Annotated in this window: 14 protein-coding genes and 1 tRNA gene; 10 read left to right on the top strand and 5 right to left on the bottom strand. The window is 38.2% G+C overall.

The window, feature by feature from the left end; translation table 11 throughout:
- Nucleotides 1-7 precede the first annotated feature (7 nt).
- Nucleotides 8-472 carry a MarR family winged helix-turn-helix transcriptional regulator gene (locus FO442_RS09560; protein ID WP_144332948.1) on the bottom strand — a complete coding sequence of 155 codons (465 nt, stop codon included), beginning with the start codon at nucleotides 470-472 and terminating at the stop codon, nucleotides 8-10.
- Nucleotides 473-744: 272 nt separating this feature from the next.
- Between FO442_RS09560 and FO442_RS09555 the strand changes: the two genes are divergently transcribed.
- Nucleotides 745-1,176 (top strand): tetratricopeptide repeat protein, encoded by a 432-nt coding sequence (locus FO442_RS09555; RefSeq protein WP_144332947.1) that lies wholly within the window; start codon nucleotides 745-747, stop codon nucleotides 1,174-1,176.
- Nucleotides 1,177-1,192: 16 nt separating this feature from the next.
- Here FO442_RS09555 and FO442_RS09550 read toward each other — a convergent pair whose 3' ends face one another.
- The gene (locus FO442_RS09550) at nucleotides 1,193-1,783 is read right to left on the bottom strand and encodes a MiaE family protein (protein WP_144332946.1); all 591 of its coding nucleotides are present in this window, start codon (nucleotides 1,781-1,783) and stop codon (nucleotides 1,193-1,195) included.
- A gap of 72 nt (nucleotides 1,784-1,855) precedes the next feature.
- On the opposite strand from FO442_RS09550, the gene FO442_RS09545 reads away from it, so the two are divergent.
- From FO442_RS09545 to FO442_RS09520, 6 genes are all read left to right on the top strand, one after another.
- Nucleotides 1,856-3,490: an alkaline phosphatase family protein gene (locus FO442_RS09545; RefSeq protein WP_144332945.1), complete on the top strand. Its 1,635-nt coding sequence runs from the start codon at nucleotides 1,856-1,858 to the stop codon at nucleotides 3,488-3,490.
- A 295-nt stretch (nucleotides 3,491-3,785) separates the two neighbouring features.
- Nucleotides 3,786-3,867 (top strand) — tRNA-Leu (locus FO442_RS09540).
- Between the two features lie 73 nt (nucleotides 3,868-3,940).
- Nucleotides 3,941-5,293: a trigger factor gene (gene tig / locus FO442_RS09535; protein ID WP_144332944.1), complete on the top strand. Its 1,353-nt coding sequence runs from the start codon at nucleotides 3,941-3,943 to the stop codon at nucleotides 5,291-5,293.
- A 168-nt stretch (nucleotides 5,294-5,461) separates the two neighbouring features.
- A complete protein-coding gene (locus tag FO442_RS09530) occupies nucleotides 5,462-7,009 on the top strand; it encodes a sodium:solute symporter (RefSeq protein WP_144332943.1) in 1,548 nt (515 codons plus the stop codon).
- A gap of 37 nt (nucleotides 7,010-7,046) precedes the next feature.
- A complete protein-coding gene (locus tag FO442_RS09525; RefSeq protein WP_222101985.1) occupies nucleotides 7,047-7,280 on the top strand; it encodes an HAD family hydrolase in 234 nt (77 codons plus the stop codon).
- Between the two features lie 476 nt (nucleotides 7,281-7,756).
- Nucleotides 7,757-8,782 (top strand): site-specific integrase, encoded by a 1,026-nt coding sequence (locus FO442_RS09520; protein ID WP_186280025.1) that lies wholly within the window; start codon nucleotides 7,757-7,759, stop codon nucleotides 8,780-8,782.
- A 43-nt stretch (nucleotides 8,783-8,825) separates the two neighbouring features.
- Here the strand turns inward: FO442_RS09520 and FO442_RS09515 are convergent, their stop codons facing one another.
- The 3 genes from FO442_RS09515 to FO442_RS09505 all read right to left on the bottom strand — a co-directional run bounded on the left by FO442_RS09515 (nucleotide 8,826) and on the right by FO442_RS09505 (nucleotide 11,815).
- Entirely contained in the window at nucleotides 8,826-9,155 is a 330-nt protein-coding gene (locus FO442_RS09515; RefSeq protein WP_144332941.1) for a helix-turn-helix transcriptional regulator, read from the bottom strand.
- A 41-nt stretch (nucleotides 9,156-9,196) separates the two neighbouring features.
- The gene (locus FO442_RS09510) at nucleotides 9,197-10,717 is read right to left on the bottom strand and encodes a hypothetical protein (protein WP_144332940.1); all 1,521 of its coding nucleotides are present in this window, start codon (nucleotides 10,715-10,717) and stop codon (nucleotides 9,197-9,199) included.
- Nucleotides 10,718-11,392: 675 nt separating this feature from the next.
- Complete coding sequence (locus tag FO442_RS09505; protein ID WP_144332939.1) at nucleotides 11,393-11,815, bottom strand: helix-turn-helix domain-containing protein; 423 nt, start codon at nucleotides 11,813-11,815, stop codon at nucleotides 11,393-11,395.
- A gap of 414 nt (nucleotides 11,816-12,229) precedes the next feature.
- On the opposite strand from FO442_RS09505, the gene FO442_RS09500 reads away from it, so the two are divergent.
- Genes FO442_RS09500 through FO442_RS09490 form a run of 3 tightly spaced genes read left to right on the top strand, consistent with a single transcriptional unit; the run spans nucleotide 12,230 to nucleotide 16,138 of the window.
- Nucleotides 12,230-13,366 (top strand): hypothetical protein, encoded by a 1,137-nt coding sequence (locus FO442_RS09500; RefSeq protein ID WP_144332938.1) that lies wholly within the window; start codon nucleotides 12,230-12,232, stop codon nucleotides 13,364-13,366.
- Nucleotides 13,363-15,765: a T9SS type A sorting domain-containing protein gene (locus FO442_RS09495; protein WP_144332937.1), complete on the top strand. Its 2,403-nt coding sequence runs from the start codon at nucleotides 13,363-13,365 to the stop codon at nucleotides 15,763-15,765. The genes FO442_RS09500 and FO442_RS09495 overlap by 4 nt, the downstream gene beginning before the upstream one ends.
- A complete protein-coding gene (locus FO442_RS09490) occupies nucleotides 15,731-16,138 on the top strand; it encodes a hypothetical protein (protein WP_144332936.1) in 408 nt (135 codons plus the stop codon). The genes FO442_RS09495 and FO442_RS09490 overlap by 35 nt, the downstream gene beginning before the upstream one ends.

Raw genomic sequence — 16,138 nt, 5'->3', positions numbered from 1 at the left:
ATGGGTTTTATTTCTTCGGGTAAAAAAATTCGAATTGGTCTGCTGGAATATCTTGCGTTTTCGTAATCAGTTCCGTTAAGATTACCTTAAAATTAGCATGTAAACTTGGGTCAAGCAAACTAAAAAAGTATTCATTGGTTTCTTTAATTCCTTTTTCAATTTCACTAATCCAGGGTTTTGCTTTCGGAGTGATGTGCAACTGACGTTCTCTGCGGTCATTCGGGTTGGTTTTTCGCTCAATAAAACCGTCTTTTTGCAATGCGTCCAGAATCCGGACCATTGAAACCTTGTCCATTAAAAGTTGATCTGCCAATTCCTGCTGACTGATCAATCCGTTTTTTTTTCCAATCAGATACAAGGGGAAGTAATAGCGCTCCACGGGAGTGTGTTTCATACAAAGAGCTAATTTACCGATGTATTGTTTCGTTAGAAAGCTGAAAAACAGGCCTAAAGGCCATTCTTGTGTATCCATGCCGTTTAAGATAGTTAGTAAAGCTAACTAATAACACGGCAGGTAGTTTGGATTTAACGAAAAATTGACTAAAATTGATGAATTGGCATGACATCCATTTTCAATCAATTACAAAAATACATGGGGTTCTTTGATCGATTTAAAAAACAGGAAAAACTTCCTAAAGTTTTACTGACACAATTGTTGAATAGCAGTAACAAGGAGCTTCCGGCTTTGTATAAAAACATTGGGAAGAAATAAAATCCCAATTCGGAATTTGGAGTGTCATCCCTGTGGAGTATCGAAATAATGCGGAGGAAAGGAATTGGTATGCAAATGGTTTGATCAATCTGGCTGTCTGCATGAATGAATTGGGAGATTCAGACTGTCTGGAACATTTGCAAGGAGATAATTCGGAGAATCCCCTGGACCGTATCGGTAAATCGTGTGAACAGGCAAATAACTTAAGTGATCAGGGGAATCATGATGAGGCTGTTACGCTATTGAATGAAATATTGGCAACACTTTCCACACTCAAAGGACCCGGAGTAGATTTTTATCAACCCCGTGTTCTTGGATTAATTGGAATGTGCCATTTTAGAATGGGCAATAAAAAGAGTGCAGAGCTATTTATCCGGCAAGCTTACGATTTTTGTATATCCATAAGAGACGAAGAGAGCGCAAATATTTATGGTGAAAATCTCCGGATACTTCAATCACAATAGATCCGTTTAACTGAAATTACCCGTGCATGGTCTCGGCTTTTCCGTATTTTTCCATCAAAGACGCTTCAAATTCCAGGAATGATTTCCAGCGTGCATCCACATCAATTCCTTCACCGTATTGGCGGGCAAAGTTTAGAAAAACAGTGTAATGACGCGCTTCACTTTCCATTAAACTGCGGTAGAATCCGCGCAAATCTTCGTCGTTGATTTCTTCGGATAAAATCTTGAACCGCTCACAACTTCTGGCTTCAATCATCGCTGCGAAGAGCAATTGATTGACCAGGTGCGATTTTTTCGGATTCCCGGAATGTGCATGTTTTAAGAAGTCGAGAAGATCGTGCACATAAGGATCTTTGCGCTCAAATCCAAGTTCATATCCTCTTTCCAGGATTTTGTCGTGCACCATTCCGAAATGTTCCATTTCTTCCTGGCAAATTTCAATCATGGCTTTTACCATATCCGGGTATTGCGGATATTGAACAATAATGGAAATAGCGTTGCTTGCCGCTTTTTGTTCGCAGAAAGCATGATCCGTCAGGATTTCAGCAATATTTTTCTCTACAATGTTCACCCAGCGTGGGTCGGTTGGCAATTTTAAACCTAACATAATTGAAATTTTACCGCAAATTTCGCGATTTCTTGAATTCAAATCCTAGTTTTGTTGGAATAAGTTTGAATTATGAGATTCCTATCCGTATTGTTGTTGCTTTGTTTAGGGTTTATTTCCAATCCGGCCTTTTCCCAAAAGAATACACCGAAAGTAGTGGTTGGAATTGTGGTAGATCAAATGTGTTACGACTATTTGTACCGTTTCTATCCCCAATTCGGAAAAGATGGTTTCAAAAGGTTAATGGACAAAGGAGCCCATTTCAGAAACGTGACTTACAATTATGTTCCGACGTTCACCGGTCCGGGTCATGCTTCCATTTACACGGGAAGTACTCCAAGTAATCACGGCATCGTTGCGAACGAATGGTACTACAGACCTTTTGGCAGAGAAGTAAACTGTGTGGAAGATACGACAGTTTCTACGGTAGGTTCAGGCAGTACCTATGGAAAATGCTCGCCTTATTTTTTGCGTTCCAATACCATTACGGACCAATTAAAATTGACTTACCCGGGCTCGAAAGTCATCGGAATTTCAATCAAGGACCGAAGCGCAATTCTGCCTGCGGGCCACTTATCAGACGGCTCCTACTGGTACGATTATGCGACGGGAAATTTCATTACATCGACCTTTTATAAAAAAGAGCTGCCGGATTGGGTGAGCCGGTTCAACGATCAAAAACTGGTTTCAAACTATGTGAACCAACCTTGGAACTTGCTGAAAGATTCTGCTTGTTATACATACATTAACCAAGACAATTCTCCTTATGAAGGTTTGGTTGGCGGGAAGGCCAGTCCCGTTTTTCCTTACGACTTCAGTAAAGCAACTGCAGCGGATCAATTCACTCTGTTTACAATTCTGCCTGCTGCCAATACCTTCCTGACCGATTTTGCCATTGAGGCGCTTTCAAAAGAACAGCTGGGGAAACATGTAACAACGGACTTTTTAACGATCAGTTATTCCACTCCGGATATTGCGGGACATAGTTTTGGCCCGTATTCCCTGGAAATGGAAGACATGTACTTCCGCCTGGACCAGGAATTGGCGCGTTTATTTCGATCACTGGACAAAGAAATAGGCAAGGGGGAATATGTTGTGTTCTTAACTGCAGATCATGCAGTGGTTCCGGTTCCGCAATTTTTGAAAGACCATCACTTGCCCGGCGGATATTTATTTCTTCAAAGCAAGGTGGAGAACCTGAGAAGGACGGGTATTGAAAAATTCGGAAAAGACTATTTAAAGACTATTGAAAACGATAACGTGTACCTGACACCAGACGTTTTGGGCACAGAAATGGAATCGCAGGTAATTGCGTTCTTCAAAACAGAAATTGCCAAGTGGACGGAAGTGAAGCGTGTTTACACGAAAGAAGAACTGCTCTCAAAAACAGATGAAAACTGGCAGCAAATGGTAGCTTCCGGTTATGATAAAGAGCGAAGCGGTGAACTGATCTTTATTCTCCAGCCGGGGTATTTGCCTAAAACTGCGGACACACCGGGATCTCATCAGGGTACAAGCCACGGCTCAGCCTTTAATTACGACACCCATGTTCCGGTTTTATTTTACGGAAAGGACATTCTTCCGCAAGAGGTATTTACTCCCTACGAAATTGTGGATATAACAGCTACCTTGGTGCATATTCTGGATGTCCAAAGACCCAATACGGCAGTAGGTAAACCCATGTTGGAGTTGTTCCGAAAGAAATAAGGGATCAGGTAAAATCGCTTACACATTTATCTGGTTGATTTTTCGTTGGTTTATTCCCGTCAATAGGCATGTTAGTAAACTTGCTTACAACATGTTGCTGTTTTTGGTTTGATATTCAATCATTCATTTCTATTTAAAAGAAGCACCCTTTTTTACACTTTTTAATGAAAAATCTGATCATCTGCTTGCAGGAATTGAAATAATCACTAATTTTGTACACCTCAAAAGGTAGGAGAGTTGAACGAAACTTTCGAAATTGAAATAGAATTTACTCCCTGTTTGGGGAATTAAATATGCGGATGTGGTGAAATTGGTAGACACGCTAGACTTAGGATCTAGTGCCGAGAGGTGTGCGGGTTCGAGTCCCTCCATCCGCACTTCAGATGGTCTCGTTGTTTGCAATGAAGACCATTTTTTGTTTATACAGGTTAAGAATTAAAAAAAAACGGAATGAACGTAACACGTCAAGAAGTTAATGCAGAAACGGCATTATTAACGGTGCAGGTTTCACCGGCAGACTACCAAAGTAAAGTAGCTGCTTCTTTAGATAAATATCGCAAGCAGGCGAAAATACCAGGATTCCGTCCGGGGAAAGTTCCTATGGGCTTGATTCAGAAACAATATGGAAAAGGTGTTTTAGCAGAAGAAATGAATAAATTGGTTTCAGATGCTTTATACGCCTACGTTCAGGAAAATAAATTGGAGATCCTCGGAAACCCGATCCCGAAAGAAGGATCAGAAGTCAAAGGTGATTTCGATAACCCGGGAGATTTTGAATTCGTTTACGAGATCGGATATGCTCCGACGATCGATTTGAAATTGACTAACAAGAGCAAATACGATTACGTTCAGGTAAAGATCGATGATAAATTGATTGATCAGCAAATCGATGATTTGCGTCGCCGTTACGGAAAAATGACTTCTACAGATGAGGTAAACGAGACAGATATGATTTTGGCTCAGTTCGTTGAGTTGAATGAAGACGGATCGATCAAAGAAGGAGGCATCATGCACTCGTCAACAACTTCCATGGAGTTTATCGAAGATAAAAAAGTGAAAAAATCCCTGGTTGGTAAGAAAGTTGGAGATAAGGTAACGGTTTCCGCTTCTGCAATCACGCGTGGTGACAGTGACAAAGCAGCCATGCTTGGAATTAAGCCGGAAGAATTGGCAAATCACTCGGATTCTTATCAAATGACCATCAACGACATCAAACGCATGGAGTTGGCGGAATTGAACCAGGAGTTGTTTGATAAACTGTTTGGTGAAGGAGCAATTTCTTCGGAAAAGGAACTGCGTGAGCGTATCGGAGCTGACTTGAAAAACATGTTCGCAAATGATTCGGACCGTTTGTTGACACGTGAAGTTTACCGTGACTTGGTTGAAAACACGCCGGTAAACCTTCCGGATACGTTTTTGAAACGTTGGATCCAGTTGTCCAATGAGAAGCCAATTACGATTGAGCAAATCGAGGCAGATTACGATAGTTATGCAAAAGATTTGAAGTGGCAGCTAATCCAGGGACATATCTTCAAAGCGAATGATATCAAATTGGATAATGCGGAAGTGATCGAATTCACGAAAGGATTGATTGCGAACCAGTTTGCTCAGTACGGAATTCCTGCACCGGAAGATGCGGAATTGACAAAACAAGCTGCCGGAGCCTTACAAAACCGCGACGAAGCAAATCGTATTTACGACATGCTGGCAGAAACAAAATTGACACAATATTTCAAGGATACCGTGAAATTGAACTCGAAAGAAATTTCTTACGACGAGTTTGTTGAATTGGCATCCAAATAAACAGATTGAATCACAAAAGAGGGCAGGAAATTTTTCTGCCCTTTTTTGTATAAATCCCAAATAGAAAACGGGGTATAGTTGAACTTTTGGAGAATTCTCCATTGTCTCGCGATAATATCAATGTCGTAATAGGAATTCATTAACTTAGTCTGCTCGAATTGAAATCCCATGAATAACACATTAACTCCCGGATTAATCACAACAGTACTGATCGCATATTTTGCATTATTGATTCTCATTGCTTATCTCACTTCCAGGAAGGCCGATTCGGATTCGTTTTTCACAGGAAATAAACAAAGTCCGTGGTATTTGGTAGCTTTTGGGATGATCGGAGCTTCGCTTTCCGGAGTTACATTTATTTCTGTACCGGGTAAGGTTGCCAGTGAAGGAATGGCTTATTTCCAGATTGTTTTGGGTTATGTGATTGGTTATATAGTGATTGCCCGCGTATTGATGCCGCTATATTACCGCTTGAATGTCACTTCCATTTACCAGTATTTGCAAACCCGTTTCGGACTAGTTAGTTATAAGACGGGAGCAAGTTTTTTTATTTTGTCCCGTACCTTAGGATCCGCAACGCGTTTGTACCTGGCTACAGAGGTTCTCCATTTGTTTTTGTTTAAAGATTTGAACGTTGCATATTGGGTTACAGCGCTAACAACTGTTGCATTAATTTGGGTGTATACTTTTAAAGGGGGAATCAAAACAATCGTATATACCGATACTTTTCAAACAGTTTTTTTAGTCAGTGCAGTTGTTATTTGTACCGTTATCATTTCAAATGCTTTAGGAGTGAACTGGAGTGGTTTGTACCACAAGATCACAACTGCAAAAACAGCCGGTAATTATTCCATGTCGCGCATCTTTTTCTTTGATGATCCGAATTCACCCTTGTATTTCTACAAACAGTTTTTCGGAGGGATGTTCTTAGCGATTGCGATGACCGGTTTGGACCAAGATTTGATGCAAAAGAATTTATCCTGCAGAAATATTAAAGATGCACAGAAAAACATGTATTCATTTACCGCAGTTTTGGTAATCACTAACTTTTTGTTCCTGCTTTTGGGAGGAGCACTTTACGTTTATGCAAACCACTTCCAAATAGATCTGCCAATAAAAACAGACCATACTTTTCCAACATTGGCATTAAATAATTTCGGAAAAATTGCAGGGATCTTCTTCCTGCTGGGAATTACAGCTTCGTCTTATGCCTCTGCGGATAGTGCCCTGGCAGCTTTAACAACCGGATTTTGTATTGATTTCCTGCATTTCGACCGTAAAACAGAGGCACAAAAACAACAAACCAAGTTAGTTGTACATATCGGGTTTTCAATCCTATTCCTGCTCATTATTCTTGCTACTAAAAATTATGTGGATGCTCACCCGAAAACAGATCTTATTGGATTAATTTTAACGATTGCCGGATATACATATGGGCCTTTATTGGGATTATTTACCTTCGGGATTGTTCTGAAACGTAAGCTGAATGAATGGCTTGTTCCGGTAATTTGTATCCTGGTTCCGGTTGTTTGTTTTGTGATCAGCAAAAATTCACAAGCCTTTACGGGTGGGGTTTTACAACCTGATGGAAAATACCTGGGTGGTTATATATTCGGGAATGAACTGTTGATATTGAATGGTTTGCTGACATTCATCGGGCTTTGGTTCATCTCAAAACCGGGAGGAGAAACTGTTCAAAACGTTCAGACCGTTTAGTCTTTGAATCCTTTTAACTATTTGAACAATTGAAGGTATGTTATTAAAACCAAAAGCATTGTTATTTGACCTGAACGGGACCATGATCAATGACATGGGGTTTCATTTGAAGGTATGGAATAAAATTTTGAATGAAGATCTGGGAGCCGGATTGACTTTGGAAGAAGTAAAACAGCAAATGTATGGTAAGAACCACGAGTTGCTTGACCGGGTTTTTGGAAAAGGAACGTTGAACGAAGAGACGATCAGCATTTATTCACAAAGGTTGTAAGAGTTAATTTATTTAAAACCAAAGAAAACCAAATTTCCCTTGCTATTGCTTTATTTCAGGAGATTTTGTAAATTAGATGAACTCGGTTGGATTAGTTTGGATTTCATTGTAAAACCCCAATTTTCTAACCCTTTTTAGCACCCTTGGTATGGTTTCAACCCCATACTTTAGAACCATCAAAATCAAAGATCATGAAATTAAAAATCAATTTCGCACTTAAAACCGGAGTTACTGGTGAAATTCCCATTTTAGCTATCCTGAATTATGGTTACAAAGAATTCGATGTAGCCAAACAAAAACACATTTACAAACCCCTGAAATATTACACAGGGGTAAAAGTAACAAAATCTAATTGGAACGCACAATTAAAGCAACCAACCCTAAAATCACAACAATCGGAGTTAATCAACATTGAAAAGCAAATAAACGATGTATTCAACGCTTTGAACATTAACGGGGAGATTACCCCAACGAACTTGAAAAGTGCATTAGATTCAAAAATAAAGGGGATTGAAAGCGAATCCGTAAAGCGCATCCGAATAATAGATTTTATCCAAAATGAAATAATCGATAAAACAGAAGTAAGAAAAGGAACTCGCGAAAACTATAACACGCTTCGAAAGCAACTGATAAAGTTGGAAGAAAAAATGGGTAAATCTGTTTATACCCATGAATTTAATGAACAGTATTACAATACGTTCATTGAACAAATTCGAGTGCAAAACAATCGATTACACAGTGTAAGAAACGCTTACAAATCTCTACGTGCAGTACTTCGGAAAATTGCTTTAAAGTACAAAGTGAAAGTATTTGATCTAACCCTCGAATTACCACAAAGTAAGAAAGTGAGTGAAATTAGAAAAGTGGATAAAGTTTATCTTACATACGAACAAATTCAAAAACTCATAGATTACGAACCAGAAAACGAACGCTACCGAAATGCAAAATTGATATTCTTGACGCTGTTCTTTACCGGAACACGTTATTCAGATGTATTCAAAGTTAAACCCGAATACCACTATTCAAAAAATGGGATAGAATTCAGTTACGCGCGCTTTGTAACACAGAAAAACAATAAAGAAGTTATTATCCCGATTTTAAAACCGCTTGCAGATGCGATAAAAGCGAATAGTGGGAAAACAGCATATAGAGTTCACGAAACACAGTTTAATATTGATGTAAAGAAAATAATAGAACTTAGCGGGATTAAGGAAGAACACACGCTTTCATATACTGATTCTTATGGTGCAGTTAAATTCGAAACAAAGGAATTCTTTAAATTCGTTTCCTCACATACTGGACGAAGATCATTTGTAACGAATTTGATTAATTTGATTCCTGTTACCATTCTTACAAAAATCACCTCACACGAATTAAGGGATAACAGTATTATATTCAGCTACAATAAGATTTCATTATTGGATAATGCAGTTCTATTTATTCGGGAATTAATGCGGTTACAGGAAACAGATAAAGATCATTTCACCCTAAGATTGGTATAACATTACAGAAAACAAAAAAGCCCGCGAAACGGGGCTTTTTTGTTTATACTGCTTTTTTTAGTTCTAGTTTTTGATCGATGTACTTTTGTATTTCTGTTCGTGAATAACGAATTGTTCTAAGGTTCATTCGAATGGGAGTAAATATTCCTTTAGCTACCATTGACAGGAATGTATTCCTGCTGACATCGAGGATCGTTTTAGCGATTTTAACGCTTACTAATTCATCACTTACCGAAACAGCTTTATCAATCGTTAATGGCTGTTTTTGTTTTTCCAGTTGCAAGCATCTGTATTCAAGCATTTGAATGCGATCAGCCATTTCAGTTAATTGCTGTGTCATACGCTCGAAAGCAAGTTTTATCATTGCATCCATTTTCGAAGTGTTATTATTAACCGACTTTATCTAGGGTTGAATCACTTTAAGAATTTGAATCCCAAAATTCCTAACCCTATCGTTGCTAGCACTGCTACTACCGCCCCCGTTCCGTCCGATTCAGATTCCCGAACCTCTTCAACTGCTTCTACCGTTTCAATTTCATCTGTTTTTTTCGGAGCATTTTTAACTATTTGAATCGGGTAAACCCGGTTTGAAATCTTTGAGCGGTATCCATTGGCAAGCAGAGTAAGAAAAAAATTGTGCAAAGCGGAATTCCCGCGTAACCCATTCTCGGAAACCTCAAAATCATCCCAGAGGTGCATATCTTCTTTCAAGGTGAGAAATTGATCACTACAACCAATAAAAAGAGCTTGACTGCTAGCTTTAATAACGAATGAACAATGATGGGTTTCTACATTTTCGGTAGCGTTCACCTCATAAATATCACAGATAATGTTATCTGTTACGTTATCAAAATTTATTTTGAACGTTGGATAATGTTCATTTTCAGGTACTAAATTCGCTGTAAAGGATTTTAACAAGATTTCATTTGTGAAGTTTGAAATCAGCACTTTAAGCAGTTTGAAGTTATGAGAATACAAAGTTGGGAAAACTGATTTTTTCAGAAACTCGTCTGTTTCCTCTACTTCATCTTTTAGCTCTTGATTTTCTTTCTCTAGTTCCTCATTCTTTTCAATGAGTTCATCCAGATAACGCTCATTCGAGTGTCTTTTGAATTCATCATCGTATTTGATGTATGGAATAAGAGCCTTTTCAAAAGCTTCGTCTGGTGTGGTTTCTTTTTGCGGTGTCTCTTCCTGTACTGGAACAACGTCGATAGTCGGAATAGATAATTTATAACCAATGAGCCTTTCAAGCTGTTTTGTTAAATGATTGTTTTGTATTTCCAACTGATGCGGGTTTACCATTTCCCGGGTATAGATGTCGCTGTAAACTTCAAATTTCCCACTGCTGTTTTCGGAATATAAGACCTGAACAGATTTTTTTGCTGTGCTAACAAAAAGTAAGAGCTGTTGTTGTGGCTGTGCTGATTCATGAATTTCCAAAAGCAGGTAATAACCGTATTTGTCTTTTTCGACCGATTTTATCGAAGTTGAACCATGTTGATTGGTTACTGACTTTCCGGATAAAATGCTTTTTTCTGTAAGTGTCTGTAATTCCTCTTCGAGTTCGGGCGCGAACCGGGTTAAGAGGATGTAATTTTCTTCGAACATATTTTCATTTTGTTTTTGTTCTTTGTCTTCTTGATTGAATTGTGCAGGTTGTTCTGCGGGTATGTTTGGAACTTCCGTTTGGGCTGGCTCAATAACAAGTGTCGTTTGGCTTTGTTCTTCTGTACTCATTCGCTCACGCAGGTCTTCTAAATAGTTCCATGCTGCGTTTGCCTTAATGAGTTCAGATGCTTTACGTTGTGCCTCATTCCATTTACCCCCTTCACGTTTATGAATGACTTCCGCAAACTTGAATGGAGTACCTAATATTTGAAAATTATCAAATAACAGGAGTTGTTCCAATGAACTTGATTTACCGTTGTTCATGGCTTAAAAAATTAGAATATTAAAAACTGATTTATTTAGTGTGGTTCCTCTCCGAACACATGGATTTAATCGGAAAAGGTTACAGCCTTAGCTTGCTTCGTCCAATACAAAGCATATATAATCCTTAACGGAAAAAGGAACATATTGTTACTTTGCAAAGAAGAAAAATTGTTAAACCGGATTTTAGGTTTTTACCTGTTTCAAATCAGGGTGGTTATAGGTGTCCTTTTTGGTAACCTGTTTTAGGTGTCAGGTAGCCTGAATGGATACCATGTGGTAACCTGAATGGATACCTCCGAGGTATTCTGACATCTAGTAAAATAGACCATTCAGGTGTGGTCAGGTAGCCTGCAAGGTAGTATTCATTGAAACAGGCAACCAAAATGGTTATCTGACCCCTGAAAACAAAAAGGGGTCGGAAATAAATTTCACAACCCCTTTCTGCTATTTATTAACTCTATGCGATGGAAAAGTAAGTTACGACAGCTTTTCCAAAAACAAAAAAAAATAACTGCCCACTTGAGGCGGGCAGTTATTTTTTTTTGAATTAAGTCTTTCGAATCCCTTATTATTCCTAGGATTAAGCAAATTAATTATAAATCAAAAAGGTGTCAAAACCGAAGTTTCAACACCCTTTTTAGTCGTAGAACCTACAACGCCGATTGTTTAAATATATCAATATTCTTTTTTAGTTTTAAGCAATTCCTCCAATAATTGAATGCGCTTGTCTTTTTCAATCATCAGATCATTAACGATTTCTTTGTTACGTTCGATTAGAATTGAGTTTTGCTCGTATATTTTCACAAATGTCTCCAATAATTTATCATCAATAGAATTGTTGGAATGTGTATTATTTGAATTATTACTTGATACAGTAATAGTGCCATCTGTATTTTCAAATTCGGCAGGGGTAATCTTGAAAAATTCAGCTATTTTTTCAATAGTCTCATCCGAAAAGGTGGTTTCACCCTGTTCAAGTTTACTATAAGCCTGTTGACTAAGCCCTAAATGCGAAGCGACTTCTACCTGAGTACGATCACTTTTTTTCCTTAAATATCTTAGTTTCTTGGCATGAGAAACAACAATTTCATCGTTCATAGTATTTTTTTTGAAAAATGCAGATTGTAAAATACAACCTCGTAAAATTTGCAATTTGAGAATTGATTATTTAGTATTGTCCGGTTATCAAACAAAAAATTCCGAATTCGCAAAAAATTTAAAGAATGAATGCTTAACACTATTTAAAATACCTATGAATTGACATTATTTTTTCGCTTACGAACAGAACGTAAATAGATTACTACCGTGCAGACTATTTTTGTAACGAATCTGAAATAAATCATTTAATATCCACAAAACAAAATTATTCACTGATATGCTTCAAAATTCAACATTGAACAGCACTTAGAATCTTCTTACCCATTTCTTTAAAAACTTAATCCATGCATTGGCATTCAAGCCGAAAATGTCTTTGCATTATACTAATATCGGCATTCTAAAAAACAAAAACTTATGAAAAAAATCACTTATTTGCTGTCCATATCAGCTTTATTTATTTCAAGTCAGCTATTTGCTCAGGAAAACACCATTTCCGAAAATGGAAATGTTGGGATCGGAACAGGATCTACTGCTCCAACGGCACGTTTAACAGTTGCTGGAACTACACGGATTGATTCAACATTAACAGTTAACGATTCGGTGGTAATGGCATCAAGTGCTCGGGTCGGAGAAGATTTAAAAGTTGAAGGAAACTTGTATATCCCAAATATCCCAACACTAACTCACCTTGCAGATGAATCCATTTTGGTTAAAGATCCTTTCGGCTTAACACAGGCAATTTCGATTCAAGGAATGGCGGGAACTATTTATTCATTAAGTTGCGATCTGGCAGGTGTAAATCCATTTTGGAACAATGGACCGGGCAAAATATATACCGAATGCCCGGGTGTACGTGTTGGAATTGGAACGGCGAATCCCGAATTTACGCTCGATGTTCGCGGAGATGCCAAAACCACAGGGCACTTATGGGTAAACCAATCTCTTTCAGTAGGTGCACAAATGGGGACTTTCTCTAAACTAAATATAGTCAACTCAAATAGGACAGCAGCGATTCAGGTAAAAACATCTGGCAATACATTACCTTACCAACGCTTGATGTATTTCGAATATGACAATCCCGACACGAAAATTATGGAAGTACATAATACTGCAACTAATCAAACAGCCATGGAACTAAGAGCTGACGGACAAATGGACCTTTATAATGGGGTTGCTAATATATTCCATTTTGGAACAAATGGGATGTTTTCAGTAAGTAACAATACTCAAAAAACTTTTGTTGTTGAAGCTAGCGGATTAACCAGAGCACGCAAGATCAAAGTAGATGCAGATGTTTGGGCAGATTATGTATTTGAACCGACTTATAAATTGATGCCTTTAAGCGAGGTAGAAAGTTTCTTGAAAGAGCATAAGCACCTTCCCTCAATTCCTTCTGAAAAAGTGATGAAAGAAGAAGGGATTGACATTGCCGAAATGAATGTAAAGATGATGGAGAAAATTGAAGAATTGACTCTTTATTTAATTGAGCAAAATAAGGAATTGGAAAAAGTAAAAGCGGAATTGGAAACATTAAAACAGCAGAAACCATGAGAAAACTACTATTTACCTTATTTGGAGTAATTGTCCTTACACTTGTTACTCCCGTATTTAGTTTCGGTCAAACACCAAACATGCCTGGACAACTTGCTAAATATTGGTATTATCGTTGGCGCCTACGAAATGACTTCATGGTAATGGGTGAAGAACCTGGACAAAGTTTGATTGCGGATACACGAAATAAGTGGCGTGGACAATTCATGATATGGGGCGATGCAACTATTATGCACGGGTACTACTTGACAATGCTTGCCATTGAACACAAAATTTTGCAGGACAAAGGAAGATGGGCAGATTTGAAAAACAATGAACGTGAGTTATATTATGCTATTAAAGCCTTTGAACGTTTAGATAGGGTTGCAGAAACATTTTATTCTTCTGATCCAGGTTTTAGTGAGGCATACAGAGTTGGTGACCCAACTTTACCCGAAGATGTTAACGGCTACTTTTTCCGTGATGATGTACCACCGGATTTTTTAAACTTGGATCCAGATATTGATAACAATAATGTATTTACTCCTAATTTCCATTCACTGACAAATAACAAGACAGGTATTGATTACGGATTGTTGACCTACAATCTAAGTGATTATTCAGGATTATGGGGGTTAGGGCCAAACGGTAACGGATCATCGACAGCTCCACCAGACTTTGATTTCCCAGAACACCCGATTGTAAATTACAAAAAAGGATTTGATGACGGAAATTATGGTTATGGTGAAGAAAGCCAGGATCAGGTCATCCGGTTGTTGTTGGGATTCTTCACTATTGTAAAGAGTATTCCGGATATGCCAGTTGGAATTGATAAAAACAAGGATGGAGTCGATGATGTGATCATGAATTTTCACGAAGAAGCCAAACGACACAGTACGAATATCATTGGGCGGATGGCTGGACAATTTAGCGGGACTATGGGCATACCCCCAAATCAAAATTTGCCAGTTCTTTATCCCTCATTGGGAATCCCCGGTGCTCCCTATTGGACAATAATAAATCCACGTTTAAGGGAAGTTCAAATCGGTTCGTCACCCTTTCAGTATATGATTCCAATGCAAATGGTTTCCGAACCCTTATTTACAACAGGTAATGATATTGGTTTAGGCTCTTCAAGTTACGCAACTATCATGAGTTATAATCCAGTTGCGCAAGCGTTATGGAACTCGGGAATCAATGGTTATAATGATTTTGTAAATGCAAAGATGGCTTTGATCCTGAACGTCATTTCAAATAGTGGTTCCGGTTTCCTTCCAGTTCCGCGATTTGTAGCTAATAAAAGTGCTGATAATGACATTGACGGTTTGTATGTGCCTCTATATGAATACTTCTGGGGATGGGACACGGACGATAATGAAAACGACCAGGAACGAAAAGACCATGCCTACAACTACGCCAATTTAATGTTGGATCAAGCTCCCTGCGTAGGCCCGCATAACTTTGGTTATACAAGTCATGTAAATTCGTCCACCGGTCATGTTGACACAGCTTTTTCTGCTGTCCAAGATCCAGACGGAATACCAATTTACTGGAATGTTCCTTTTGTTTTTGACAATAATCACGACGTTTGGGATGATGGAATGACTGACATTGTTAACACGGACTATGGACCTCCAACAGTTGTTGGACATAAAATAGATGAAGGGTGGTATTCCGGGGTAGACTATATGCTTCTTTACAATGTAATGTATGCTAATAATGATGGGGATAAACCTTTATACCATGATTTGATTAATCGACTGGTGGATTATGATATCAACACGGATGATTATACCGACATGATGGTTTATTCCGGTCAAGGCTTAATGATTGGTGCATTTGAAAACTTAACGGTCAATGCAAACATCTATGGAAATACTCCTGTTACCCTAAAGGCGCTGGATTATGTCCAATTAGACGAAGGAATTTACGATCCAAATAACATGCCTGAAGGTATTACTATTGAGGTGGGGAAAATCACTTGTGGGAATGATTTCACTTCGCAAAACACCCCTTACTCTATTGCAGTTAATAATTCATGTCAAACATGCGGTTTAGAAAATCAAATAGGAAGTTTTGTTGCCCCTTCTGCAAGTGGAAAAGATTTAAGTTTGCCGATGAAAATGCCTACCGCATCCGAATTCGAACAACGGGCTATTTTAAATCAAACAGCAAGTTTGAATTCCACAAACGAAAACGGAGTATCTATATTCCCAAATCCTACAACTGATTTTTTACAAATCTCAACAACAAGACCTCTTAAACAGATCCTTGTTTTAGATCAGAATGGAGCAACAGTTAAACAATTTGTCCCTTCGAATAATTTGTACGATATTCGTGAACTGGCATCCGGAGTATATACCATTATTCTAACATTCAATGATAATGAGTCACAACATATTAAAGTGGTTAAGTGGTAGTTTGATTCTACTAAGTGTTCTGTCCTGCAAAAAACAAAAAGGTGTCCTTGATGACTTTCCTCCAGGAAGATTTGATTTTGTTTATGTATTGAACACAAGTTCAAATCAAGATACTGTTAGTGGCGAATTATCAGGACCCTATGTAAAATCCTCATATTATACTTTTGAAGTTAGACAGGAGTTATCAATGGATAAATCGTTGAAAGCTTTCTCAGTCGGAACTTATAAAAAGATTATCGACAACACTTTTAAAGCACAGGTAAATACGGGTTCAACTATTACTTATGAGAACCATGATGCGGATCATTTATTCGTACAATTTGCTGCCGGTGACACATTATCGGGTAGTCTTACCCTAACACGAAAAGAATAA

This window comes from Fluviicola chungangensis, assembly GCF_007558725.1.
In the GTDB taxonomy this organism is placed as follows: Bacteria; Bacteroidota; Bacteroidia; order Flavobacteriales_D; family Crocinitomicaceae; genus Fluviicola; species Fluviicola chungangensis.
This window is presented reverse-complemented; position numbering and strand designations above follow the sequence as displayed.

Bases quoted from the DNA above. Each gene is read 5' to 3' on its own strand.
- FO442_RS09560 (WP_144332948.1), bottom strand. From the start codon at position 472: ATGGATACACAAGAATGGCCTTTAGGCCTGTTTTTCAGCTTTCTAACG.
- FO442_RS09550 (WP_144332946.1), bottom strand. From the start codon at position 1,783: ATGTTAGGTTTAAAATTGCCAACCGACCCACGCTGGGTGAACATTGTA.
- FO442_RS09545 (WP_144332945.1), top strand. From the start codon at position 1,856: ATGAGATTCCTATCCGTATTGTTGTTGCTTTGTTTAGGGTTTATTTCC.
- tig (WP_144332944.1), top strand. From the start codon at position 3,941: ATGAACGTAACACGTCAAGAAGTTAATGCAGAAACGGCATTATTAACG.
- FO442_RS09530 (WP_144332943.1), top strand. From the start codon at position 5,462: ATGAATAACACATTAACTCCCGGATTAATCACAACAGTACTGATCGCA.
- FO442_RS09525 (WP_222101985.1), top strand. From the start codon at position 7,047: ATGTTATTAAAACCAAAAGCATTGTTATTTGACCTGAACGGGACCATG.
- FO442_RS09515 (WP_144332941.1), bottom strand. From the start codon at position 9,155: ATGGATGCAATGATAAAACTTGCTTTCGAGCGTATGACACAGCAATTA.
- FO442_RS09510 (WP_144332940.1), bottom strand. From the start codon at position 10,717: ATGAACAACGGTAAATCAAGTTCATTGGAACAACTCCTGTTATTTGAT.
- FO442_RS09505 (WP_144332939.1), bottom strand. From the start codon at position 11,815: ATGAACGATGAAATTGTTGTTTCTCATGCCAAGAAACTAAGATATTTA.
- FO442_RS09500 (WP_144332938.1), top strand. From the start codon at position 12,230: ATGAAAAAAATCACTTATTTGCTGTCCATATCAGCTTTATTTATTTCA.
- FO442_RS09495 (WP_144332937.1), top strand. From the start codon at position 13,363: ATGAGAAAACTACTATTTACCTTATTTGGAGTAATTGTCCTTACACTT.
- FO442_RS09490 (WP_144332936.1), top strand. From the start codon at position 15,731: ATGAGTCACAACATATTAAAGTGGTTAAGTGGTAGTTTGATTCTACTA.